The organism is Halostagnicola larsenii XH-48 (assembly GCF_000517625.1).
Classification (GTDB): Archaea; Halobacteriota; Halobacteria; order Halobacteriales; family Natrialbaceae; genus Halostagnicola; species Halostagnicola larsenii.
The window spans coordinates 438,239-461,834 of sequence record NZ_CP007055.1 but is presented as its reverse complement, the minus strand read 5'-3'; the positions used below and the strand labels follow the sequence as shown (position 1 = coordinate 461,834).

Below are 23,596 nucleotides of genomic sequence, written 5' to 3'. Positions count from 1 at the left end.
TGCCGGTATGATTCGTCTCTGGAACCGCCTAAAGGGGCGCTTCGATCCCGAGTGGCGACTTGCAATCGTCCTCGGACTCGCCTCGATTCCGTTCACGGTCGCGTTCTACTGGCAGTCGTCGCCGGACTTCACGCACCACTTCGCCCCCGTATTTTTCGCTGGCGTGATCGGTGGAACCCTCGCTTACAGCACCGGTCTGAAGGCGGGCCGAGTTGGCGCACGAATCGGGCTCGTCGGTTCGCTCGTGGAACTCTGGCCGTTCGTCGACCTCCTCGTGTTCATTTCCGGGTTGAACCAGCCGCTCGGATTTAGCGGGTTGCAGGGTGTCATGCTCGTCTGTTTCACACTACTCGTCATCGGACTCTCCGCCCTGGCCGGAAAGATCGGCGCAATACTTGGACACTGGACACTCGAGAGGACGGATACGTACCGCTCGCGTCTCGGAGCCCACTAGTTGATGTGACACGTTCTGCATCACCGGCCGATGCGGTCCCCTATCGATCGGTTTTTCGACAGTCGTTTTCGTTTATTCCTCGAGAAACATGATAGAATAGGAATTGATTATCGAACCCACTCATCGTCCGTTAGAGTTTCGTACCGGTCTATTTCCCGGAACTACTATCAAACAGCGAATATACCTATATCTACGCTCGAGTCGTATCTACTGTCGGTGTAAGACAATGAGTTCTACCACGACCACAGACGAATCGACCCCCGGATACTCCCTCGAGCGCGGATGGCGAACGCTCGCACTCGCCGGCGGCGTTATCGGACTACTCGGCCTGTTGGCGATCGCACTGCCGGCCGTTACCGGGCTCTCGGTTACCGTCGCACTGGGCGTGGTGCTCGTACTGAGCGGGATCGTCCACGGCGCACAATCGGTGACGACTCGCGGCTGGAAAGGGTCGGTCTGGCAACTCGCGGTCGGCGCCGTGAGCCTCATCGCCGGGCTGTTCGTCCTCGCGAACCCGGTCGTCGCGCTCGTGAGCCTGACGCTCCTGCTCGTCGCGTACCTGGTGGTCGACGGGATCGCCGAACTCTGGATGGCGACCCGCATGGCCGGCGAACCCGGCCGCGGAACGATCGTCGCAAGCGGCGCGATCTCGCTCGTGCTGGCGGCGATGCTCTGGGTCGGCTTCCCGGCCGACGCCGCCTGGGCCATCGGCCTGATCGTCGGCGTGAGTCTGCTGCTCACCGGCATCTCGATGGCCGCCGTCGCCATCTCCGGCCGACGCGGCGACGAGACCGGCGCTCCCGCGGGCGAACCTCGCCGAGCGTGAGCGCTCGAGGAACGATTTTTACTATTTTCACGACTAACTGGCGACGGCGGTAATGGTTGATACAGCAGTTCGGCGGTTACGGCTCGTTTTGTTGCGACGATTCGAACATCGAGTCGAAGAATTTGCGCTCTGCGGTTCGTAAGTGCTGGTTGAGCGTCGCCGGGGAGATGTCGAGTCGCTCGGCGATTTCCTCGCCGGTGCTGCCGCGGGGCCAATCGAAGTAGCCGGCGGCGTAGGCCGTCTCGAGCGCGACGCGCTGTTTCTCCGTGAGCTTCTCCTGAAGCACCGACTGTGCGCCCAACCCGCCCGTGTCGCGCTGATCGTAGGATCGTTGGGACAGGTAGCTGACATTCTCGTGGCCCTCCCGAACGAGTTCGACGATTCGACGGGTGTCACGGCCCTGTGGGAGCTGCACCGCGAACCGGAACTCGCCGTCGTCGATCGTTACCGACGTGATTCGGCCGCCGTGGGTCGCGATGGTCTCGAACAGGGAGTCGACGGCCGGGACGGCCAGCTCGAATTCGAACTCCTCGTCGCCGTTCGTGAGGAACCGAACGTCCTCGAACCCCGTCGTTCGGCCGACCGTCTCGCGGAACGTGTCCTGAGAGATTCCTTCGGCGGAGCCGTACGCGAGCAGCGTTTTCCCCTCCCAGATCAGCCGATTGAAGCGAGTCGATACGGATTCCGCCGTCGACAGGTTGACGAGCGGGGCCGCTAGCTCATCGATCTGGAACTCGAGTTCGATGACCGCGTCGCTGACGAGCGCTTCCCGGCGCTCGATCGCCGTGATCGCGTGGCCGATGACATCACCCATTCGAGAGAGGACATCCCGTTCGGGGCCGGTGAACGCGTCGACAGTCGTCGAATACACGATGAGGACGCCGTAGACGAGTTCCTCGTGGCTGATCGGAATCGAAGCGACGGAGCGATAGCCGTACTCGAGTGCGACGTCGCGCCACGGTTTGAAGTCGGGATCGGTGCGAACATCGGTTGTGATCTGAACCTCCTGGGTCTGCAGCGCGGTTCCACCGGGTCCCTGCGCGTACTTATCGTCGCCGGCGGTGACCGTGATCCGGTCGAGGTACTCCCGCTCGGAACCAGCCCTCGCTCGCGGCGTGACTTCGTCGCTACCCGGGCTCACCCCGCCGATCCAGGCGAACTGGTAGGCGTCGGACTCGACGAGACGGTCACACACCTGTTGCTCGAGTTCCCGTCGCGTGTCGCTCGTGATAACCGCGTGGGTCGTATCGTGGGCGATCCGATTGAGACGGTTGAGCGCCTCCATCTGACGGCGTCGTCGTCGGCGCTCGCGGCGCTGTCTGGCGCGTTCGATCGCGTGGTAGATCGTCCGAACCAAAAGCGGCGTCGTGACCTCGTCTTTGACGAGGAAATCCTGTGCGCCGCGCTGGATCGCCCGAACGCCGATTTCCTGATCGCGAACGCCGGTCAACACCACGATCGGAACGGCTTCGACCGTCTCGTGGACCGTCTCGAGGGTCTCGAGGCCGTCGCTATCCGGCAGGTTCAAGTCGAGCAAGACGACGTCGATACGGGCCGTCTCGAGGGCCTCGAGCCCGTCTTCGAGGCGAGACTCGCAGGTAACCGTCGGTCGGTCACCCGTCCGCTCGTCGAGATCGAACCGCTGGGTGAGTTCCTCGGAGTCTCGAAGCATCTCACGGATCAATCGCGCATCACCCGGATTGTCCTCGATCAGCAGGATGTGAACCGCCTGATCGGTAGCCGCCTCTTGTTCGTCCTCCGCCGTTTGCCGACTTGCCGATTCGGGACGCCGCTCGTCGGACGGCTCGTGGACGTTGCTGGTCATGCAGAATCATCCTCTGGCGGGAGCCGGACCATCGAAAACCAGAACTTCTCGAACGTTCGAACAGTTTCGATGAACGCGTCCGGATCGACCGGTTTCGTGAGATAGGCGTTCGCACGCAGGTCGTACGACGTGATGACGTCCTCTTCGGCTTGCGAACTGGTCAGCACGATCACTGGGATCCGTCGGAGTGCCGGATCGTCCTGCAGTTCCTCCAAGACCTCGTCGCCGTTCATGCGGGGCAGATTGAGGTCCAGAAGAACGAGATCCGGTCGCGGCGCGTCCGCGTACTCGCCTTCCTGCGAAAGGAACTCGAGTGCGTCAACGCCGTCGGAAACGACGTCGAGTTCGATCTCGATTCGCCCGCGTTTGAACGCCTCCTTGGTCAGTCGGATGTCGCCGGGGTTGTCCTCGACGAGTAAAATTCGAGCCGGTTCGGCGTTTGAGGGTGATGGGTTAGTCATCTGTGTGTGGGGGCGCTGGGAGTTGGACTGAGAACGTCGATCCATCAACGCCGGTAGAATCGGCCCAGATTCGGCCGTCGTGTCGTTCGACGATCCGCTGGCACAGTGCGAGTCCGATCCCGGCCCCGGCGTACTCATCGACGCTGTGAAGTCGGTTAAACACCTCGAAGATCCGGTCGGTGTCCGTCGGTTCGATCCCGATTCCCGAGTCGCGCACCGAAATCGTCCGTGATGACTGAGACGTCTCGGCGAATACGGTTATACGTGGCGTCTCCTCGCCTGAGTAGGTGAGCGCGTTGTCTAACAGGTTCTGAAACAGCTGTCGAAGCTGGCCCGGATCCCCGTAAACCGTCGGCAACGGTTCGATGGTGATCTCGGCGTCAGTTTCGGCGATTTTCATCTCCAGGTCGGCCAACACGTCGTCCAGAACCTCCTCGCAATCGACCGGCTCGAACGGATTCCCGTTGGTATCGATCCGGGAGTACGCGAGCAGTCCGTTGATCATCTCCTGCATTCGATCTGCGCCGTCAACCGCGAAATCGATGAACTCCTGGCCCTCATCGTCGAGAACGTCGCCGTATCGGCGTTCGACGAGCGTGAGGTAACTCGAGACCATCCGGAGCGGTTCCTGCATATCGTGGCTCGCCGCGTACGCGAACTGCTCTAAGCGTTCGTTCGATTCCTCGAGTTCGTCGACGAGCTGCTCGAGTTTGCGCTTGGACCGGACCCGTTCGGTGATGTCCTGTACCATCATCATCCCGGCGAACACCTTCCCTTCGTCGTCACTAACCGGGAGCGTGTGCGCGTGCCAGTGAGAATCCTGATACTCGAAGTCGAACGAGTGTCGGCAGCCGTCCAGCGCGGCTCGAAAGTGCGGTTCGAGTTCCGCCGCGAGCGTCTCAGGATACCGCTCCCAGAGGGTCGAACCGACGATGTCGTCGACCGTCGCGTCGACCGCGTGGACGGATTGCCCGCCGGCGAGCGTGTAGCGTAACTCCTCGTCGAACAACGTGACCGCACCGTTCGGAAACTGCTCGACGAGCGTCCGATATCGGCGTTCGCTCTCCTCGAGTGCGCGTTCGCGGGCTTTGCGCTCGGAGATATCTCGTCCGATGCCGGCGAGGACCGTCTCTCCGTCGGGGTTTTCGAGGGCCGAGACTGCGAACTCGTAATCGAGCGTTTCGCCGTCTCGCGTTCGAAGCGGAGCCTCCGTCCGGATTTGGCCCGTATCGAGCCCTCGGTCGATCGCGTTTTCGACGGCGGCGTCCTCGAGCGCGAGGAACGTCGAGACGTCCAGGGACCCGATTTCAGCCGGCGGATACCCCGTTGCCTCGGGAAGCGTTTCGTTCCACCGACGAAGCCCCCCGTCCTCGTCGATTATACAGAACACGTCGTCGATCGTATCGAGCACTGCATCGATATATCGAATGTACCGCTGAAGGTGGCGTTCGCGCCGTTCGCGACCGAGTTCGTAGCTCACCCACTGCGTGATGAGTTCGACGAACGTCTCTTCGGCCGGCATGAACGGCGACGACCGCGCCGCCGTATCTTCGAAACAGAGCGTTCCGTATCGCTCGCCGTCGACGATCACCTCGCCGCCGAGATAACAGTCCAAGTTCCACCGATCGTAGACGTGTTCGTCGATCGAGTCGGTCGTCGAAATATCGGCGAATCCGAACAACCCGTCGGCGTCGACCGTCCGCTGACAGTACGTCTCCGACAGCGGCGCTGTCGATCCCGGATAGATGTTCTCGCTCTCGCCGCTGGCGTGTGTCACTTCGAACTGATCCGCCTCGAGGTCAGTCTTCGCCAGATAGCCGACCTCGAGACCGAGCCGTTTGCGGCCGATCTCGAGCATTCGATCAACCTTCTCGTCGAACGACCGATGTTGATCCGACGCGATCGCGTACAGTCGGTTGAGTGTTTCGGTGTTCTGGGCCCGTTCTCGTTCGATCACCTTCCGATCGGAAATGTCCTGAAAGTAGACCGACAACCCCGTCTCGGATGGGTAGGCGTTGACCTCGAACCAGCGCTCGAGCGGTTCGGGATAGTAGAACTCGAACGAGGTCGGCTCCTGCGTCGCCATCGCCCGCTCGTACTCCGTTCGAAGCCGCGAGTCGGCCGCCCACTCGAACGCCTCCCAGATCGGCTCGCCGACCAGACCCCGGTCGTGGAAATCGATCAGTTCCTCGGCGGTATCGTTGAGATAGGTGAACCGCCAGTCGTCGTCGAGTGAATAGAACGCATCCGTTACGCGATCGAGCGTCGTCTCGAGTTCGTTCTCGAGGCGCGTCCGTTCGGTGATGTCTTCTAGGGCGTACACCGCGCCGTCGAACTCGCCGTCGTCGTCGGTCAGCGGCGCGCAGTGTGCCGACAGCCACACCCGCGTTCCGTCGGGATGGTCGAGACCGAGCGTTTCGCCGTAGACCGGCTCTCCCATCTCCTCGACCCGCGAGAACGGCATTTCGTCGCTCGAGAGCGGGTCGCCGCGTTCGTCGACGAGATTCCAGCGGTCGTCGTCGTGGTCGTAGGACCGGAGCGTCTCGAGGGGCCGGCCGAGGAGTTCTTCTCCGCGACTGTTCGCGAAGACGTTCCGTCCGTCGGCGTCGATGACGGTGATCCCGACCGGACTCGTCTCGACGATTCGATCGGTGAGTGTCTCCGCGTCCCGCAGCGACCGTTTCGTTCGCTCGGTGTCGATGGCCGATGCGAGAACGTTGGCGACGGTCCGGACGAACGTGACCTCGTGGTCGGTAAACTCCCGGCGCGTCCCCGTATACGCGCCGAGAACGCCCCACGGATCGTCGGACGTTCCGATACCGACACAGAGCCCGCTCTCGAGTTCGTGTGCGTCGAACAGCCCCGCGCCGTCGAACCGGGGATCGGCCTCGAGTTCCGGGATGGTCACCGGCATCGAGGACAGCAGTTCCGGTGTTGCGTCGGAACCACCGTTCGTGAGAATGGGCGACGTTTCGACGAAATCGGGCTCCCACCCGTGGCCCGCTTTCAGACGAAGTCCGTCCTCCTTGCCGAGCGACTCGAAAACACCACAGCAGTCGGCCTGTAGCGTCTCCGTAACTGCCGCTGTCCCCTCGCACAACAGTTCGTCGACGTCGTCGGTCTCGAGGGCTCGTCGACTGAGGGCAGCGACGGCCTCCTGCTGTCGAACGCGAGATCGAAGGGCATCTCGAGAGCGGTCGGAGGTTGCCATGTTAGAATAAATCGGAAAAGACGGCCGAGCGGTGTAAATGTAGCGCTCAACCCGTTAGCGGCACTGACAGTCGAATTCGACGGACCGTCGTTCGGGTCGAAAGCGAAACCGAGAACCCACTGCAAAACACGATCACTCCGGCGACGCGAACGTCGAGAGCCGAACCGTTCGTCCGTCCCGAAGGTGTTCTCGAATCCTGCGTCGATCCCATCCCAGCGGCGAGATGACGCTCTCACAGGCGCGAACGAGCAGGCTCGAGTAGTGTTCAACGTCGACTGACGGGCAGTCCTCGAACGCGAGGCGGACCCGCTCTCTGCCGCCCGCGTCGTCGTCGGCAACGACGTACTCGACCGACTGGCCGGGGTGACGGTCGATCCCGCGTCGGTCGTACCGCTCGAGGGCGGCGACCGTCCGCGTGCGCTGGCTGTACTCCTCGAGTCGACGCGAGACGCGTTTCGTGTGGACGAGCCGGTCGGGATCGACCGCGCCGCGTCGGAGCCGCCCGATCCGCGCCTCGAGCGCGTCGCAGACGGCCGCCGGGTCGCGCTCGCGGTCGAGAACCGCGACGAACTCGCGCTGGCTCTCGGCGACGTATTCGGACGTGCTCCGCTGGCGGGTCTCGATCCCGCGGAACTTGTAGCTCCCGTCCGTGCGCTTGCCGAAGTACTTGTTGAGCGCGCCCGCGCCCGGCGGAGTCGAACCCGGGCGAGGGGTTCGGTCTGCGTGGGAACGGGAGTCCGAACGCGAGCGACGAGACGGCAGAGACCGGGGAGACGACGATCGCTCGCTCGAGTCCTGCAACGGGACGAAACAGACCCATTCGTAGCGCCCGTCGTGCTCGAGGTCGATGCCGACCGAACTCGAGATCTCCGCAGTGACCGCCTCGAGCGGTTCCGGGTCATCCGCTCGGGCCGTCACCCAGAGGCTGTCGACGATGCCGTGGACGACGTGCCAGCCGCCGTCCTCGAGTCGCGCTTTCGCCCGCAGGGCGATGTCTCGCGCGTAGGCGTTGATGGCTTCGTGGCACTCGATGCGACCGAATTTTGCGTTTCGATAGCCCTGATAACCGAAACAGGACACCAGCACCCACTTGATCGCGCCCGACTCGGCCCGGAGCCGTCTCGCCGCATCGTCCGCGAGCGAATCTGACTCGAGTTGCCGTTTGATCTCGGCGCGGTCGTTGAGCAGGGGTGTGAGGACCTCTGGAAGGAAGCCAGGTTCCGAACAACGATCGTACTCGAGTCCCGGAACGGTAGCTGCGTCGTCGCGTGCGGAGTCGAACGTCGATGCATCGTTGCCGTCTGGTTCGTGTTCGTTCGGCGCGCGGCCGTCGTGTCCATGCTCGCTCGACACGCCGCCAGTAGGTCCGTGATTACTCGACGCATTGTCGTCGGATCCGTGAGCGCAGTCACAGCCAATCGTCTCGGGGCTGACGTTTCGCTGGCAGATGATCCGCGGGTACAGCGAGGCGAAATCGATCTCGTGGACGTCCTCGTGAAAGCCGACCTCCGGGGAGAACGTAAATCCGCCGCGGTCGGCGGCGTGGAGCGTCGAGACATCCTTGAATTCCTCGTGCTCCCACTTGTTCTGGGGCGCGAGCACGTCGTACTCGTTTCGCGCGAGTCGGATCTGTCTCGAGGTCAACAGCGTGCCGATGCTCCCGCGGGCGACCTCCTGTAAGGGCCGTCCCGTCTGTTCGACCATGTACAGCAGCCCCGGGAGGCCGGACTGGTGCCAGAGGAAGCTGTTGGATCTGTCGACGATGGCTCGCCCTGGGACGCTGTATCGGGCCGGCGAGTGGCCGACCGCGCCGTAGCTCTCGTAGGTGTTCGCACCCGCGACGCGCCGCCAGCCGGGGAGCCGTCCCAGGTGGAACTCGTCGATCCCCGCCTGTGCGGCCGCCGACTCGAGGACGGGTACGAGGTCGCCGTGGCTCAAGACGAGCACGTCCGGATCGACCCGATCGAGTCGGCGACCGATCGACCAGCAGACGTCCGCGGGGTCGCCGGTGACCAGGTCGCCGTCGAGTCGTAGCTCCGAGACGTCTTCGTCGGCCAACCCCGGATCGTCGATCTCGATCTCGAGGGTCCGGAGCCCGCGGTCGGAACCCTGCGACGCTCTGGGTCCCCGCTCCGGAGTCGGATCGATCCCGTTGTCGAGACAGTACCGAAAACCCGGATCGAGGTCGACGTCGTACAGCCGAATCGTGCCGGGCGCGTACCGCTCGTGTCCGGCGGCCCCGCGGAGCTCTCGAGCCAGCGTCCGAATTTCGCCGACGCGCTCGACGCTGACCCGTAGGAACTCCGTTCGCTCGTCGACGTGGCTCTCGTGGAGGTCGGCGGCCCACTGCTCGCGAGTCGTCCCCGAAACCTTCGGATCCGACCGCAGGCGCTCTTCGAGACTCGAGAGGTCGGGTGCCGAGACGAACAGCGACGGCCGGTAGTGCTCGACCTCCCGAAACGTCGCACCGTCTGTGGTCAGGTGCCACTCGCGGACGAGTTCGTCCTCGAACTCGAAGGTGTAAGGCTCGGTCACGGGCTCTCTTCCCCCTCGAATTCCGTTTCCGTCGTCTCGAGACTCGTTTCCGTCCGCTCGAGTCCCGTCTCGACCCGCTCGAGTCGTCCCTCGGCGTCCTCGAGTCGACGCTCCGCCTCCTCGAGTCGCCCGCGTACCTGCCGAAGTTCGACTTCGTGGGCGAGCAGCACTGATAGCAAGAGCGCGCGTTCGGGATCGGTCGCGTTCGCGTGGCCCGCCGCGTCGGCGAACCCGCGAGCGCGCTCGAACAGGCGGTCGAAATCGTCCTGGTACTCGCGGCGAAGCGCGCGACGCATCGGTCTCCACTCGGACTCGAGGCTCGCGGCCGCGTCGCGGTAGGTCGGGTTCGTCCGGCCCATCACCCCGACACCTCCGTTTCGAGTGCCGACGGTGACCCGCCGCTTGAGCCACCCGGTTCCGGAACCGCGTCGAACAGCCCGCGGTCGGCCGCCGCGACGACGGGATCGATCCGGTCGGCGACGCCGCAGCAATCGACCCAGTAGGGGATCGTCGTCTGCCAGTAGGTTCCCTGCCAGTAGCCCATCGTCTCCGCGCCGTCGCCCTCGAGACGGACGCCCTCCCGCGTCCGGATGCACTCGACGCGGTAATCTGCGTGCTCGGCGACCCGCTCTTCGGCCGAATCGCTCACCGCCGTCACCAGCACCGGAACCTCGAGCGCCCGGCCGAGTTCGGCCAGCGTCTCGAGGCTCGCCGCGAGCAGTTCGTCGCGCTCCCAGGCGGGAACGTCGTCGTCGCGATACCTGCCGACGACGTTCGGCGCGACGATCACCGACGTTCGCGGGGTCGCTTTCTCGACGACGCGGCGAACGATCGAGTGGTGCTGGTAGGCCGTAAACGACCGCGCGATGCGAAGCGAATCGAGGACGCGGGGACTCGAGGCGCAGTCGTACAGCACCCGCGTCGAGGCGACGTTTCCCGCGTCGATCCAGTAGGCGGTGCCGACGGTTTCCGCGAGCCGCGAACAGACCAGTTCGTGGAGGATCGGCGACCGCGGCGACGGCACTCGACAGCACGTCAGTCCGGGTTCGAACTCGAGGCGTGACATACCCGAACGGTCGGCCGGCCGGTCCATAAGCGGCGGAACGCGGGTTCCGGATTTCCGATAGGAACGGATTCGAGCGCGTTCGGGAGGAACGACGGGGGAGCGCTCGAGCGATCGCCGCGATCGCTCGAGTTCCGAAACGAGGGGAGACGCGACGGAACCCGGGCAGAGATGGCGACAGAAATCGGGCAATCGGACCGAAACGGTGACCGCCAGACGAAACAGGACGCGTCGTCCAGACGAACAGCAGGACTGTGGCGTTCAGACGAACAATAAGACCGCGGCGTACATCGTCGCGCCGAGGGTGAACGCCCAGAACCGACTCTCGCGTTCGGCTGGCAGTTCCTCCTTGATCACGTTGAGGATGATCCCGCCGGCGAGAAAGGCGAAGAGTACCGAAACGAGCGGTTCTGTGATCTCCACGGCGAACCCGACGCTGGAACCGACGAGCACCGCCGCCGCCAGCACCCAGCGCCCGTAGTCGTGGTAAAGCCGGCCGTGGTGGGACCGAAGCCCTGAATCGTTCACAGCGAAGTGCAACGCCATCGCGACGGCGAACGTCGCCAACCCCGCGACGCCGGGGTCCTCGCGGTGAACCAGCAGGTAGCCGATGAGCCCGTTGTACGCGGCGAACGACCCCACGTGGATCCAGAAGACGCCCGTACTCGGCTCGAGGCCGTACCGGATGGCCGTGACGTTCGACGACCGAACGTACTGCTCGAGGCCGTAGAAGACGACGAACCCGAGGAGCACGATCAGGTAGACGTGCGCCTCGGCGAACGACACGACGGGGTCCCAGCCGGCGACCGCCAGGACGGCCTCGTGGATCTCCGGGATGATGTGGACGAAGACGTACGCGATGGAGACTCCACCCGCGAACGAGAGCCAGCGACTTCGCGGAACGCGGTCTACGAGCTCGAGTCTGCCGACGAAGAGGTGGACGAGCGCGAGCGCGACGGCAGAGACTGCGACGAGAAACGCGAGGGGTGTCGATAGACCGCTTGCGGACATCTCGAGAATGGACCACGCCGACAGGGATGTAGGTTGCAGGTGGTCACCCACGCGAACTGATCAGCGCAGCGAACTGTAAGCCGCTCGAGATGGTGGGACCCGCTGCAGCCGACTCGCCGACGAGGCGACAGGCGCTCACCACGTCCGATTCGTCGACGAGACGATCGGCGCTCCGCCCTACTCGTCGTCGACGAGCCGGTACGTCCGTCCTCGGCGCTCGCCGACGGCCTCGATCAGGTCGTAGTGGACCATCTTCGTCAGGTAGTTTCGCAGCGTCCGGTTGGTCTTCGGGTCGTCGACCGCCGCCTCGTAGGCCGCGTAGAGTTCGCCGGGTTCGATCTCGCCCGCCTCGGCGATGAGGTCGTAGAGCACCCGCTGGTGCTCGATCAGTTGTTCGACGGTCTTGCGGCGGATCGCCGTCCGCGCGTCCGGGATCGACTCGGCGAGCACGTCGTCGGTGACCGACTCGAGGCCGCGTCGATCCGCGCGACGAACCGCCGAGCGAAGGATTCCGATCCCGACGCGGGCGTCACCCGCCGCGGCGTCGGCGACGGTTCGAAGGTGGCGCTCGTCGATCGCGCCCGGTTCGAGCCCCTGCACGGCGCGCTCCTCGAGGATCGCGACGAGTTCGTCCGTTCCGTAGCGGTCGAACTGGACGCGGGTGCCGGCCCGCAGTCGGGAGCGAACGCGGTCGTCGAAGCTCGCGAACAGCTCCTCCTCGCGGTTGGCGATCAGCACGAGCGAGACGTGAGGGAGCCGATGGAGGTCATAGAGCACTTCGGTCTCCTCGAGCTGGTCGACTTCGTCCAAAATCGCGACGATAGGTTGGTCGTCCGCGTCCGAAAGACGCCGGAAGAGTTCGTCTTTGGGCGTCGATCGATGGATGTCGAACGCTCGGTCGATGGCTTCGAGAACGCTGTAGAGCACCCGAAATCGGGTGTACTCCTGCCAGCAGTTGACGTAGACGGTCCGAACGCTCGGTAGCTGCTCGCACAGTTGGTCGACGGTGTAGCGCGCGATACAGGTCTTGCCGACGCCGGTCGGACCGAAGAGGAAGGCGGTCTCGGGCCGAGCGTCGGAAAGCAGCGGCTCGAGGGTCTCCGAGAGGTGGTTGACCTCCTCGTGGCGGTGGACCACCTCGCTCGGGACGAAATCCTCGTGTAAGACGCGGTCGTCGACGATCACGGCTCGTGGTTCGGGTGCCACTCCCTTAAGCGACGGTGCGGTGGTTCCGATAGTTCCGAAATCGGACCGGTCGTCGCGATGGTGAATCGGCGATTGATTCGACGCGGGGTCGAATCAACCGATGGACGTTCGATAGCGCATCGTCCGCTCTCGAAAAGGATGTGACGATACGTTTCGGTCTCGAGGAGAATATAGCAATCATATAAATTCTTAATGGTGCGGTGGCCGCGCCTGAAATCGAGGAAACCAACTCATGTCTACGTCCGATACCGTTTCCGACGCCGACGGCTCGGTGCTCGAGGAGTACGTACTGGGAGTTCGTATCGTCGAAACCGACGGGGCCGGCGACGACTACCGGTTCGAGGCGCCCGACCACGTCGGAATCACCTTCGACAGCCTCGAGGACGCTCGATTGTACGCCGACGTCTACTTCGACGTCAACGGATTCGTCGAGGCTGACACCGGCACTCGCGGCGTGCCGCCGGAGATTATTCAGGCCGGCAAAGACACCCTCGCCGCGTACCTCCTGACGCTTCCCTGGGCCGATACGAACTGGGTCGCGTCGTTCTACGGTGTCACGCCGACCGATATCGACCGGTATCGCTCGTGGGTCCACGACCGGGCCGAGGAAATACGAGGCGAAGTGACGGCACAGAACCTCGAGTAATTGCGTTCCGTCCGAAAGCCGTTTTTCACCTCCCGCGGGAATTCCACTCGTTCCTGTGGTTCACCGTTCGGTAACGAGTCGAGACGCTCTCGAGTCGTGTGACTGGCCAACTGCCGATCATTTCCGCCACGACGATTCGACCGACCGTACGACACGACGCCCGGTCTCGAGTCCTCCGTATCGGTCAATAGTCATCGGGAGACTCAGTTAGTATACAGGATAATATCTACAGAAAATATATTGGTAATAGCGTTTATTATACCTATTATAAACGTCTATTTATCGATGATTCGGCCATCAAGTTGCATGCCCGAATTTACCAGACGTAATCTGATGGCATCGTCGATGGCAGCGGCGGTCGGTGCCGGCGTGGTCGGTACCGCTGGCGCGGCGGATCGACCGGACGAACACGACACGCCGACGGCGCCGTACGTCAACGGAGAACTCAAACGCTTCTCGACGACGGCGCGCGGTGCCGAGGTGACCGGGCCGTTCGTCTTCGAAACGGGCGAGTTGCTCTACAGCCTACAGCACCCGAGCGAAGACAACCCCGAACCGTTCGACTGGGGCGGCGTCGGCGTCGTCGACGACTTCCGATTCACGTTCGACGGGAACAACGACGACTTCGAGGAGCTAGCACCGCCGCGGACGAACGCAGAACAAGCCCAGGTGCAGACGGCCGGCGGACAGTATCGTCTCCTCGTTCGGACGGGAGACGAGATCAACGGCGGGACCGAGCGATTCGGCCACCCGCAAACCCCCGACGGAACCGACATCGCCGACGTCGTCGAGGAGGGCTACGAGGGCGTCGGCGACCAGCCCGACATGAACTTCTTCGTCTCGACGAACGACGAGGGAACCGAGGGATACCTCTTTACCAACAACGAGACGCGCCCCGGCGCGATCTCGCGAACGCCGCTCTCGCGCGACGAGGACGGCTACTGGCAGGCCGACCTCGAGAACGCGATGGAACTCGAGAACACCGAGGCGTTCCGCGAGGTCGGCGGAACGAAGATCAACTGCTACGGCGACCTCAGTCCGTGGGAGACGCCGCTGTCGGCCGAAGAGGAGTACGGCCACCCGCGGGTTGGCGGCCTGGCGACGGTCAGCGACATCGTCGAGGAAGGCAGCGGGGTCGGCCTCCGCGGCGGAAGTGAGTTCTGGAACCGCCCGAATATTCTCGGCGTCGAGAACGCTCTCGTGGAAATCTTCGGTGAAGAGGAGAGCTGGTACCCGATGGGGCTGAGCAACAACAGAGGCACCGAGAAGATCGCCTACCATCTCGGCGCCGAACCGGTCGACATCGAAGACGGCGAGGACACGCCCCAGCCCATCGGCGACGACGTGTTCCCGAATCGCTACCGCTACGGTAAGATCGTCGAGATCACCGAGCCGACGAGCGACGAGCCGATCCCCGTCAAACACCACGTCTTCGGCCGGTCGTCGTGGGAATGCCCCGAAGTCCTGCCCGACGAGCGGACGGTCTATCTGGCCGCCGACGGCGGCGCGAAGGGGCTCTACAAGTTCGTCGCCGACGAGCCGATTCCGGAGTACGAGAGCCGAGCGGACGTCAGCGGCACGCTCTTCGCCATAAAAGCGACCGAAGTCGGCGAGGGTCCCGTCGCCGAGACGGACCTCGAGGTCGAGTGGCTCGAGCTGGGCAGCGCGAGCAACGCCGAAGTCGAGTCCTGGATCACGGACTACGACGACGTGACGCAGGTCGACTACCTCGAGACCCACGCCGAGACCGACTGGGAGGACGACCTCGAGGCCGCCCTCGCCGAGGCCGACGAGGAAGTCGCCATCAACGGCAATCGGGACTATATCACCGACGAGGAGATCGTCGAGTGGGCCCGGCAGTACGAAGAACGCGGTCCCGATGAGGTCGACGAAAACCTGCGCCGCGTTCCGTTCCTCGAGACCCGCGCCGCCGCCAAGGAGATCGGAGCCAGCATCGAGTTCAACAAGGCCGAAGGGATCGACTCCCACGACGACGCCGAACCCGGCGACTTCATCTACTTCGGCATCTCCTCGCTCAGCGGATACATGACCGACGAGAAGGGAGAACTCCGGTTCGACGAGGTCGACAGCGGCATCGTCTACCGCGCCGAACTCGAGGCCGGATACGACGTCTCGAGACTCGAACCGATCGTCGTCGGCCCGAACGCGAGCGACCCCGAGTCGCTGAAGGACGTCTCGCTGATCAACGTCGACAACGTGATGGTGATGGACGACGGCCGCGTCCTGCTCTGTGAGGACAAGGGCGGATTCGGCCGCTCGTATGCCAACGACACCCTGTGGGTCTACGAGCCGCCGGCAACGCTCCACGTCGACTCCCTCGGAGTCAGTCAGGAGGCGACGGGCGAGGTCGATCTGACGCTCTCGTCGGTTCCCGACGGACTCGCGGGCGGGCGCATCACCGCGTCCGTCGAACACACGGACGTCGCCGAAATTACGGGCGCGAACTACGCCGACGGCATCGAACTCACCGCCGATCCGACCGTCAGCGACGACGGTTCGACGATCGAATTCCGGTTCGCGGATATCGGAAACGGGATCGAATCCGGCGAGCGAAACGTCACGCTGGCGTCGATCGAACTCGAGGGCGTCGGCGCGGGGACGACCGACATCACGCTCGAGGTCCACACGATGGACGACGATTCGGGGATGCCCATCGATCCCCAGCCCCGACCCGGCGTCGTCGTCACCGGGCCGCCGTCGCTCGGCGGCGGACCCGGCGGCCGTCCGCCAACTGACCCCAACGGCGACGGGACGTTCGAGGACGTCAACGGAAACGGCCGACTCGACTACGACGACGTCGTCGTCTTATTCGAGAACATCGAAGGCGATTCCGTCCGGCTGAACGACGAAGCGTTCGACTTCAACGAGAACGGCCGCATCGATTACAACGACATCGTCGCGCTCGCCGGCGAACTGTGACCCCGATGGGTGGAACCGACTCGAGCGGGCCGACCACCGACGCGCGGGTCCCGGGTCAACCGCCGAACCGACGGCGGACGATCCGGACGGTCATCGCCACGGTGGCGATTCTCGTCGCGGTCGGATCGACCGCGATCGGACCGGTCGCAGTCGCCGGAGCCGAATCGACTCCCAGCGCGACCGTCGGGAGCCAGGACGCGGCAGCCGACCCGACGCTCGTCGTCTCCAACGAGACGGTCGATCCCCAGTCCACCGCGACACACCGCATCGCGCTGACTGACGCGCCGGATGGACTGGCGGGCTTCGAGGTCACGCTTGCGCTCGAGACCGAGGGCGTCGCGACAATCGGAAACGCCAGCTATCCGGATCGGTTCGGACTCACGACCGATCCCGTCGTGAGTAGCGACGAGCAAACGGTCACGGTCGAAGCGATCGACCTCGAGGATGCGGTCACGTCCGGCGAAACGGACGTCACGCTGGCGGAGATCGACGTCACCGGCGTCGATCACGGCGAGACGAACCTGCGCGTCTCGGACGCCCAACTCGACGCCGACGGCGGCGACGCCATCGATCCGGCTCGAGCGGCCGGCACCCTCACCGTCGGCGACGGCGGGGAGGAATCTGCGTCACAGAACGAATCCGCAGAAGATGACGGCTCGGACGGAGATTCGGTCCCCGGCTTCGCTATCGGACCCGCGCTCGCGGCCATCGCGGCGCTCACGATCACACTGGTCGCACGACGATCCTAGCGATCGCAAACGGCCGCTCGAGACGCCATTTTTTAGCGAGTCGAACGAACGGCGCCGAGAGAGGTGCCTCGTGGACTGGATAGCGCAATTCAGTATCGCAACATATGGTTTATTGGCAAGGAGGGCTCAATCGAGAGAGCTGACGAAACCATTCGCGAGCCGTGTTGCGATCCTCGAGGACGCAGATCCGTTTGCATAACTGCAACTCCAATCCGATCGACGATTGGATCGCCGAAACAGCCGCTCGAACCCCTGATGAACGGCCGCGAAACCCAGCTCGAGAGATCCAGCCGAACCGTCGACATCGCAAGAGAATTCAGAAATTGACCTCGGATAACTCGCCTGCGAGGTCTGAGAATCGGCTCCTGAATATCCATCGAACAGCGATCGCATCCCGAGTCCCCTGCAGGTTGAGAAATCGACCGCGTCACTGACCGAGACGGCGCGGGCTCGAGATAACCCGAGAACGAGAACGCCGACTAACGCAACTGCCACTGAAGCGACGACTCGAGTCGCGTTCGAGAGTCAGTTTGATAATACTGACCAGCAATAACGCGGCTGGCTCTGATGACGACAGCGCAAACCGACGGTTGGACGACTCGAGAGAGGAGACCACAGTCAGTCTTTCTCAATCGAATGTCTCAGTGAGGATTGCCCGGGGTATGTTCCTCGGTGGATTTTGCGTAATACGCGCGCGTATGGATTACTGGCTTACTCTCGTCTACCTCGTCTGTCGCACTCTCGTCTACCTCATCTATCGCTACACGGCCAGATAATCGTCCACCGACACCGCATTGGCGTGTCCAGGCACCACTGTTCGATCTCCACCCTGAGATCGCACCATCTTGTGCCACGCTGCTCGAGCATCGACGAACCACCATCACCCACTCGAAAAAATACCCGTCACCACCGGCTCCTCGACCATCGAAGACCGCCGATCATCGAAGCTAGCTCTCGACGGAAGTTCGACGAAAACCGATGACGAGCAGACACGATAAACCATATAATGGGATATTAAATTCGGAAGGGCGCGATGACAAGGTCGGATCACGAACGCGGGGAGACAGCGCGCTCGAGTCGAGCGCGCAGGTGGAAATCAAATTCCTCGCGGACGGGCACGGTCTATTGTGGTCCGGAAAGCCGTCGTTTTCCCGAATTTCGCCGAACCGGATCGATAGTACGGTGTCCATAATTATGGTCGCCGTCGCCGGGTTCGGTTACCATGAACACCCATCCGACGTTTGCGTTCGACGACCCCGTACAGCAGCGGGTGTACGAATACGTCGAGCGAAACGGCGCTGTCCCGCCCGACGAACTCGCTCGAGCGATCCGCGTCGACGCGGGCGGGTCGCAGTCGAAACCGGCCCGGTCAGCAGAGTACCGCCAGCAGGTTCGGCTCTCGAGCGAACGACTACAAGACGCGCTCGACGAGCTGAAGAGGGGCGGCTACCTCCTCGAGACCGATGGCCACCTGCGGATCAGCGTGACCGCGCCGGAGCGAACCGCGGAACTCGAGGACGGTATCGTTCGAATCCGTCCGGCGCGGGAGACAGACCGCGATGGGCTCGTCGACGCGATGCGGGAGGTTGCAAGCGAGGAACGGTACATCGTTGCAGAGAACGTGGCCGAACGACTCGAGCGCGACTCGGCGCTCGTCCGGGCCAACGAAGACCGCTCGCGCGTGTTCTTCGTCGCCGAGTTCGAACCGGACGCCGACACGGAATCCGAACCCCGGTCCGACGTCGTCGGGTGGCTCCACCTCGACGCACCGGAGCTGCCGTCGCTTCGCCACACCGCCGAGGTTACCGTCGGCGTTCGCCCCGAGATTCGTCGGGAAGGAGTGGGTTCGGAACTCCTCGAGTACGGCCTCGAGTGGGCGAAAGACGCCGGCTACCGAAAGATCACGCAGAACCTGCCGGCGACGAACGAGCGGGCGATCGAGTTTCTCGCGGATCAGGGCTGGCAGCGAGAAGGCGAGCGCGAGCGACAGTACTGCATCGACGGCTCGTTCGCCGACGAAGTGCTGCTTGGAACCTGGCTCGAGTAGGCGGAAAGCGCGACGGTGGAAGTGAGTCAGCTGACGTGCGCATCTCCTGCAGGTTTCTTGATGAGGGCCCACCTATTCCGAGTATGGACGACATCTCACTCGGCGTTCCGGAACCGGTGCTCGAGCAGCTTCCAGCGGATAGCGACGACGCCGCGATGGACATGCAACGCGCCGTCGCCGGCTGGGAGCAGCGGCTCAACCGAGCGCTCGAGGACGCGGAGGACGAAAGCGAGGCTGCCGCGACCGTGCTCACTGTGATCGAGCGGTTCGAAGACCGACTCGAGACCTACGACGAACTGGTTCCGGAGCTTCGCGCGTGGGGCCAGTCGCCCATCTACGCGATCTCGTGGCGAACCCTCTACGCCGACGTGATCGCCCAGCTACACGAACACGACGATCTGGGTGACCGGCTCGATCGGGAACGAAACGCCAGACTCGTCGAGGACGGTATCCGGCTTAGAGACATGTAACCCACAGATAACAGGCGAGTGAGGATCGACGACGGATGATGCTCTCCGTCGAGCACTCGCTCGAGCAGTTAGCAAGCTGTACGACGGACTGAGATGAGAAGAAACCGCGATCGACGAGCAGAGACGCCTAGAGTTCGGTCGCGGCCTCGAGTGCAAGATCGATCGCTCGGCCGACGTTGTTCTTCGCTTTCTCGGGCAGTTCGTCGTCTTCGGTGTCGGTTCCTTTCTGCGTACCCTCGACGAGGTTGCCGTCGACGGTACAGATCGCGCCCGCGCGCAGCCCCTTGCGGCGCGCAAGCGAGAAGACCGCGGCGGCTTCCATCTCGACCGAGAGCAGCCCCGCGTCTTCCCAGTCATCGACGTGTTCGGACGTTTCCGCGTAGTAGGCGTCGTCGCTTGCAATGGGGCCGACGTGAACGTCTTCGCCGTTCGCCTCAGCGGCGTCGACGAGCGAGGAGAGCACCTCGTAGTCCGGAACGGCCGGGTACTCGACGGCCTCGTACCGCTTGCTCGTTCCCTCGTTTTTGGCCGCGCCCGTCGCGACGATCATGTCGCCGATTTCGATGTCGGACTGGAGTGCGCCGGTCGTCCCGACGCGAACGAACGTCTCGACGCCGACGTTCGCCAGCTCCTCTATGGCGATGGCGGCCGACGGACAGCCGATCCCGGTCGAGCAGATGGTTAGTTCCTGGCCATCGTAGGTCGCGTTGACGACCTTGTACTCGCGGTTCTGTGCGATGGTCTCTGAGTCGTCGCAGTGGCTCGCGATTCGATCGACGCGTCCCGGATCGCCGGGGATCAACGCGATATCCGTCAGGTCGCCCTCATCGACGAGTAAATGCGGTTGTGTCGCCATACCCACCGGTTCCGCGGGCGGCGAGAAAAACCTTCTCCAGTCCGATCAGGTCGCCGCGGTGGACAAAAAGAGCGGCGGCGAACAGGCGATAGCGGTCGATAAAGTGGTTGATGAGCGTGCAAGCGCCGGTAGAAATCAGTGCTGGCGATTAGAGGCTACGGGTTAGAGGTTGGTGGATTAGAGGCCGGCGCGGATATCGACCTCTCGAGCCCGCAAAGCGGTGTCCGCGCACGGTCGAGTCCGCACAGGCGACTCCTGTGCGGGTAATTCATCGATCAGTGGGCAGCGTAAACGTGAACTCGTTCGGGCCGGACCACGACGATTGCGTCGTCGACCTCGAACCGAACCGTTCCGGCCGCTCGGTCGACCCCGCCGAAGGTGCTCTCGAAGAGGTCGTCGAGCGCGTCGGGGTCGATGTACTGGTAGAGTTGGGTACTGCCAGCGGTCACGTCCTCGTTGTGAAACGATGCGAGTGCCGTTGCAACGGCGACGCTCGGCGGCTCGTCGTCGCGTCTGTCGTATTGGACGTGCGTGCGGTTGTCTCCAGGTGCAGACGCCCAGGGGGTACCTTTCATCATGTCTCTCAGTCACGGGATCGTGACTTCCTGGTCAAACGGCCAACGGCGTCGGGTATATAGCTACCGTCAGACGACACTGGGTGAGAACTTCAGCAGGCGCTGGGTCCGAATCTTTCACGACAGATTATATATCCGTGTCGGTCACCCTCGAGACTCGAGAAAGGTTTCGACGGCGTCGATCGTCGGCGCGCTTCGCGGGCCAGCTCGACTCGCGGCGAGCGCGCCACAGGCGTTTGCGTACTCGAGCGCGGCTTTCGGATCTCCCGTTCGAAAGTGCGAGGCGATAAAGCCCGCGGCGAAGGCGTCGCCTGCGCCGCTCGTATCGACGGGGTCGACTTCGAATCCGTCGTGGACGAACGATCCGTCCGGCGTGTGGACCTTCCCGCCGTCTTGCCCGTGTTTGGCGACGACCGTCCCTTCGGTAAACGCCGCGACGTCGTCGTCGGTATCGACCATCGTCTCGAGTTCCCGGTCGTTCGCGAAGATGATGTCGGCCAGCGCGAGCGTTTCAGTGTACTCGCGGTCGCCGAGCCGACGGCCCGGATCGAAGCTCACGGTCGACCCCGACTGCGTTCCCAGCCGCGCGATTTCGGCGGCCGTGTCGGGTCGTTGTCCCGTCAGGTGGATGTGGTCAGCCGACTGGATCGGTTCGGGATCGACATCCTCGGGGCCGATCGCTTCGTTGACGCCGTCGTTTCCGAGCACGGAAACCGCACCCGAGTCGGTGACGAGGAGGTACTTCACGGAGGTCGCGGCGTCCTCGACGACGTGAAGCCCGTCGAGCGAGATCCCCGACTGTTCGAGGTCTCGCCGGGCCGAGATCCCGTGTTCGTCGTCGCCGACGCTTCCGATGATACCCGTCTCGATCTCGAGTCCCGACAGCGCGGTCGCGACGTTGGCGGCGCTCCCGCCTCCGGATTGGTGCCGGGATCGAATAGCTGCCTCGCCGTCAGGTTCGGGGAATCTATCGACGCGAAGGGTCACGTCCCAGTTGACGTGACCGGCGGTGAGCACCGTGACCATTCACGGCTCGGAGAACGGCCCCGCGGGAGAAAAACAGTTGCGTTCAGGAACTGAAAGCATCAGGCGATCGTAAAGAGCAACACGTTGTGAACGCCGGGGCCGAGCCCGACGGCGGCGATGAAGGCGAGCAGGAGCCGCGCCTGTCGCGGCGCGTCGCGAACGTACTCTTTGAACAGGCCGACGACGGCCAGCGCGAGCGCGAGCTTGACGACGACGAACAGCCAGCCAGCGCCGATATACTCGGCCGTCGGGAGCGCCTTGCCGGCGGCGAGGATCAGTTGCGAGGCGGGAACGCTCTCGCTCGCGCCGAGAACGCTGTAGCCGACGGCGGTCGAAACGCCGTCGAGTGCGTGCCCGAAGACGACGAGAATTCCCGTCGTGCCCGTTAGCGCCGCGGTTTCACTCGCCCACTGGCTCACTCCGACCCAGGCGAGCGCGGTGAGAATCGCCGCAAGGATGACCGAGACACCGGGCCAAAAGGCCTCGAGCGTCCCGGTTTCGAGACCGGTTCGCAGGGCGTAGCCCGCAGCGCCGACGAAGCAGACGGCACCGACTGCGCCGAGCACGGTCTCAGCAGACTGCGAGAATCCTGCTCGGTGGAGGGATAGACCGCCGATCCAGACGAATCCCGCGAGCGTCGCCGTCGTCACGTAGACGACCGGCGCACCGAACAACGGACTGACCGCCTCGGGGACGGCGGCGACCTGATAGAGCACGTAGAACGTCGATCCCAGTACCATCCAGGGCGCGAACGCGAGCACCGTCCGGTCGGTCACGGGCGGAGCTGTTTTCCACACCAGTGCGAGGGCAGCGACGAAGGCGCACAAGAGCGGCACCAGAAGTTCCAGCGGCGGGACGGCGAATCCCTCTGGGAGCACCATATACGGCAACTGGTACGTGCCAGCGACTAACCGTTTCCGATCCGCACGGATCGGCCTCGAGTCGGCCGCCAGATGGGCGGCTCTCGATCCCTCGCCGTGGCGAGTGAACGGAACCGGACGGGTTTTTCATCCTCCGGTCGTTCGTCATGGTATGGACCGGCACGAACTCGCACCCCTGATCGACCACACCGTCCTCGGCCCCGAAACGACGCCCGCTGACATCGAAGCCGTCCTCGATGACGCCGCGGCGTACGGCATGAACGCCTGTATCCCGCCGTACCATCTCGAGGAAGCCACGTCGTACGCGCCCGACGTAACGCTCGCGACGGTCATCGGCTTTCCCCACGGACAGAACGACCACGACACGAAACGCCGCGAGGGCGTCCTGGCGTGGAAGGCCGGCGCGGATGAACTCGACGTCGTGATCAACGTCGGCCGGCTGCAAGCGGGTGAACTCGAGGCCGTCGCCGCGGAACTCGAGGAACTCGTCGCCGCCGTGCCGATCCCGGTGAAGGCGATCATCGAGACGGCGCTGTTGACCGACGAGCAGAAACACGACGCCTGTCAGGCGGCCGTCGATGCAGACGCCACGATGGTCAAAACCTCGACCGGGTTTGCCGATGGGGGCGCGACCGTCGAGGACGTCGAGCTCATGAGCGAGTACCTCCCCGTCAAAGCCAGCGGCGGCGTCGGGAGCTACGAGAAGGCGATGGAGATGATCGAGGCCGGTGCCGAGCGGATCGGGGCCTCGAGCGGCGTCGAGGTTCTCGAGGACGCTCCCGAGTAGCGCCCACTTTCTGGACGTTCCCGAGTA

The 23,596-nt window shown here is 63.8% G+C and carries 20 protein-coding genes; 8 read left to right on the top strand and 12 right to left on the bottom strand.

Translation table 11 applies throughout. The annotated features are described in order from the left end of the window. Positions 1–7: 7 nt before the first annotated feature. Together HALLA_RS02275 and HALLA_RS02270 are read left to right on the top strand one after the other, a co-directional pair. A complete protein-coding gene (locus HALLA_RS02275) occupies positions 8–454 on the top strand; it encodes a DUF5518 domain-containing protein (RefSeq protein WP_049951870.1) in 447 nt (148 codons plus the stop codon). 226 nt (positions 455–680) lie between these two features. Beyond that, positions 681–1,280: an HdeD family acid-resistance protein gene (locus HALLA_RS02270; RefSeq protein WP_049951869.1), complete on the top strand. Its 600-nt coding sequence runs from the start codon at positions 681–683 to the stop codon at positions 1,278–1,280. A 76-nt stretch (positions 1,281–1,356) separates the two neighbouring features. Here the strand turns inward: HALLA_RS02270 and HALLA_RS02265 are convergent, their stop codons facing one another. From HALLA_RS02265 to HALLA_RS02230, 8 genes are all read right to left on the bottom strand, one after another. Further along, positions 1,357–3,105 carry a bacterio-opsin activator domain-containing protein gene (locus tag HALLA_RS02265; RefSeq protein ID WP_084568905.1) on the bottom strand — a complete coding sequence of 583 codons (1,749 nt, stop codon included), beginning with the start codon at positions 3,103–3,105 and terminating at the stop codon, positions 1,357–1,359. After that, positions 3,102–3,566, bottom strand: coding sequence for a response regulator (locus HALLA_RS02260; protein WP_049951868.1), 465 nt, complete (start codon positions 3,564–3,566; stop codon positions 3,102–3,104). Before HALLA_RS02260 ends, HALLA_RS02265 begins: the two co-directional genes overlap by 4 nt. Further along, positions 3,559–6,777, bottom strand: coding sequence for a PAS domain-containing protein (locus HALLA_RS02255; RefSeq protein WP_049951867.1), 3,219 nt, complete (start codon positions 6,775–6,777; stop codon positions 3,559–3,561). The genes HALLA_RS02260 and HALLA_RS02255 overlap by 8 nt, the downstream gene beginning before the upstream one ends. Positions 6,778–6,909: 132 nt before the next feature. Then, complete coding sequence (locus HALLA_RS02250; RefSeq protein ID WP_049951866.1) at positions 6,910–9,312, bottom strand: DNA polymerase domain-containing protein; 2,403 nt, start codon at positions 9,310–9,312, stop codon at positions 6,910–6,912. Further along, the gene (locus HALLA_RS20405; RefSeq protein ID WP_084568904.1) at positions 9,309–9,671 is read right to left on the bottom strand and encodes a hypothetical protein; all 363 of its coding nucleotides are present in this window, start codon (positions 9,669–9,671) and stop codon (positions 9,309–9,311) included. The genes HALLA_RS02250 and HALLA_RS20405 overlap by 4 nt, the downstream gene beginning before the upstream one ends. Beyond that, positions 9,671–10,378: a hypothetical protein gene (locus tag HALLA_RS02240; protein WP_157231315.1), complete on the bottom strand. Its 708-nt coding sequence runs from the start codon at positions 10,376–10,378 to the stop codon at positions 9,671–9,673. The genes HALLA_RS20405 and HALLA_RS02240 overlap by 1 nt, the downstream gene beginning before the upstream one ends. A 258-nt stretch (positions 10,379–10,636) precedes the next feature. Further along, positions 10,637–11,386 (bottom strand): hypothetical protein, encoded by a 750-nt coding sequence (locus tag HALLA_RS02235; protein WP_049951864.1) that lies wholly within the window; start codon positions 11,384–11,386, stop codon positions 10,637–10,639. A gap of 177 nt (positions 11,387–11,563) precedes the next feature. Beyond that, entirely contained in the window at positions 11,564–12,571 is a 1,008-nt protein-coding gene (locus HALLA_RS02230) for a Cdc6/Cdc18 family protein (protein WP_049951863.1), read from the bottom strand. A 253-nt stretch (positions 12,572–12,824) separates the two neighbouring features. Here HALLA_RS02230 and HALLA_RS02225 point away from each other — a divergent pair, with 253 nt between their 5' ends. The 5 genes from HALLA_RS02225 to HALLA_RS02205 all read left to right on the top strand — a co-directional run bounded on the left by HALLA_RS02225 (position 12,825) and on the right by HALLA_RS02205 (position 19,444). Continuing rightward, complete coding sequence (locus HALLA_RS02225) at positions 12,825–13,238, top strand: hypothetical protein (protein ID WP_049951862.1); 414 nt, start codon at positions 12,825–12,827, stop codon at positions 13,236–13,238. A 306-nt stretch (positions 13,239–13,544) separates the two neighbouring features. Continuing rightward, on the top strand, positions 13,545–16,178 hold the full coding sequence (locus HALLA_RS02220; protein ID WP_049951861.1) for an alkaline phosphatase PhoX: 2,634 nt from the start codon (positions 13,545–13,547) through the stop codon (positions 16,176–16,178). A gap of 5 nt (positions 16,179–16,183) precedes the next feature. Further along, positions 16,184–16,927 carry a hypothetical protein gene (locus HALLA_RS02215; RefSeq protein ID WP_049951860.1) on the top strand — a complete coding sequence of 248 codons (744 nt, stop codon included), beginning with the start codon at positions 16,184–16,186 and terminating at the stop codon, positions 16,925–16,927. 1,222 nt (positions 16,928–18,149) lie between these two features. Continuing rightward, complete coding sequence (locus HALLA_RS02210; protein WP_049951859.1) at positions 18,150–18,974, top strand: GNAT family N-acetyltransferase; 825 nt, start codon at positions 18,150–18,152, stop codon at positions 18,972–18,974. Between the two features lie 83 nt (positions 18,975–19,057). Beyond that, positions 19,058–19,444 (top strand): hypothetical protein, encoded by a 387-nt coding sequence (locus tag HALLA_RS02205; protein ID WP_049951858.1) that lies wholly within the window; start codon positions 19,058–19,060, stop codon positions 19,442–19,444. A 127-nt stretch (positions 19,445–19,571) separates the two neighbouring features. Here HALLA_RS02205 and HALLA_RS02200 read toward each other — a convergent pair whose 3' ends face one another. The 4 genes from HALLA_RS02200 to HALLA_RS02185 form a co-directional block, all read right to left on the bottom strand. Beyond that, positions 19,572–20,300, bottom strand: coding sequence for a nucleoside phosphorylase (locus tag HALLA_RS02200; RefSeq protein ID WP_049951857.1), 729 nt, complete (start codon positions 20,298–20,300; stop codon positions 19,572–19,574). A gap of 275 nt (positions 20,301–20,575) precedes the next feature. Continuing rightward, positions 20,576–20,878, bottom strand: coding sequence for a HalOD1 output domain-containing protein (locus tag HALLA_RS02195; RefSeq protein WP_049951856.1), 303 nt, complete (start codon positions 20,876–20,878; stop codon positions 20,576–20,578). Positions 20,879–21,019: 141 nt separating this feature from the next. Beyond that, a complete protein-coding gene (locus HALLA_RS02190) occupies positions 21,020–21,901 on the bottom strand; it encodes a carbohydrate kinase family protein (protein WP_049951855.1) in 882 nt (293 codons plus the stop codon). A gap of 59 nt (positions 21,902–21,960) precedes the next feature. Then, positions 21,961–22,782, bottom strand: coding sequence for a DUF63 family protein (locus HALLA_RS02185; protein ID WP_049951854.1), 822 nt, complete (start codon positions 22,780–22,782; stop codon positions 21,961–21,963). 151 nt (positions 22,783–22,933) lie between these two features. Between HALLA_RS02185 and deoC the strand changes: the two genes are divergently transcribed. Then, positions 22,934–23,569, top strand: a complete 636-nt coding sequence (gene deoC, locus HALLA_RS02180) for a deoxyribose-phosphate aldolase (protein ID WP_049951853.1) — start codon at positions 22,934–22,936, stop codon at positions 23,567–23,569. Positions 23,570–23,596: the final 27 nt, after the last annotated feature.

What these genes read in the sequence shown, in the direction of transcription:
- HALLA_RS02195 (WP_049951856.1), bottom strand. Translation starts at nt 20,878, where the DNA reads ATGATGAAAGGTACCCCCTGGGCGTCTGCACCTGGAGACAACCGCACG.
- HALLA_RS02215 (WP_049951860.1), top strand. Translation starts at nt 16,184, where the DNA reads ATGGGTGGAACCGACTCGAGCGGGCCGACCACCGACGCGCGGGTCCCG.
- HALLA_RS02265 (WP_084568905.1), bottom strand. Translation starts at nt 3,105, where the DNA reads ATGACCAGCAACGTCCACGAGCCGTCCGACGAGCGGCGTCCCGAATCG.
- HALLA_RS02235 (WP_049951864.1), bottom strand. Translation starts at nt 11,386, where the DNA reads ATGTCCGCAAGCGGTCTATCGACACCCCTCGCGTTTCTCGTCGCAGTC.
- HALLA_RS02190 (WP_049951855.1), bottom strand. Translation starts at nt 21,901, where the DNA reads ATGGTCACGGTGCTCACCGCCGGTCACGTCAACTGGGACGTGACCCTT.
- HALLA_RS02275 (WP_049951870.1), top strand. Translation starts at nt 8, where the DNA reads ATGATTCGTCTCTGGAACCGCCTAAAGGGGCGCTTCGATCCCGAGTGG.
- HALLA_RS02260 (WP_049951868.1), bottom strand. Translation starts at nt 3,566, where the DNA reads ATGACTAACCCATCACCCTCAAACGCCGAACCGGCTCGAATTTTACTC.
- HALLA_RS02210 (WP_049951859.1), top strand. Translation starts at nt 18,150, where the DNA reads ATGAACACCCATCCGACGTTTGCGTTCGACGACCCCGTACAGCAGCGG.
- HALLA_RS02225 (WP_049951862.1), top strand. Translation starts at nt 12,825, where the DNA reads ATGTCTACGTCCGATACCGTTTCCGACGCCGACGGCTCGGTGCTCGAG.
- HALLA_RS02200 (WP_049951857.1), bottom strand. Translation starts at nt 20,300, where the DNA reads ATGGCGACACAACCGCATTTACTCGTCGATGAGGGCGACCTGACGGAT.
- HALLA_RS02270 (WP_049951869.1), top strand. Translation starts at nt 681, where the DNA reads ATGAGTTCTACCACGACCACAGACGAATCGACCCCCGGATACTCCCTC.
- HALLA_RS20405 (WP_084568904.1), bottom strand. Translation starts at nt 9,671, where the DNA reads ATGGGCCGGACGAACCCGACCTACCGCGACGCGGCCGCGAGCCTCGAG.
- HALLA_RS02205 (WP_049951858.1), top strand. Translation starts at nt 19,058, where the DNA reads ATGGACGACATCTCACTCGGCGTTCCGGAACCGGTGCTCGAGCAGCTT.
- HALLA_RS02240 (WP_157231315.1), bottom strand. Translation starts at nt 10,378, where the DNA reads ATGTCACGCCTCGAGTTCGAACCCGGACTGACGTGCTGTCGAGTGCCG.
- HALLA_RS02220 (WP_049951861.1), top strand. Translation starts at nt 13,545, where the DNA reads ATGCCCGAATTTACCAGACGTAATCTGATGGCATCGTCGATGGCAGCG.
- HALLA_RS02185 (WP_049951854.1), bottom strand. Translation starts at nt 22,782, where the DNA reads ATGGTGCTCCCAGAGGGATTCGCCGTCCCGCCGCTGGAACTTCTGGTG.
- deoC (WP_049951853.1), top strand. Translation starts at nt 22,934, where the DNA reads ATGGACCGGCACGAACTCGCACCCCTGATCGACCACACCGTCCTCGGC.
- HALLA_RS02255 (WP_049951867.1), bottom strand. Translation starts at nt 6,777, where the DNA reads ATGGCAACCTCCGACCGCTCTCGAGATGCCCTTCGATCTCGCGTTCGA.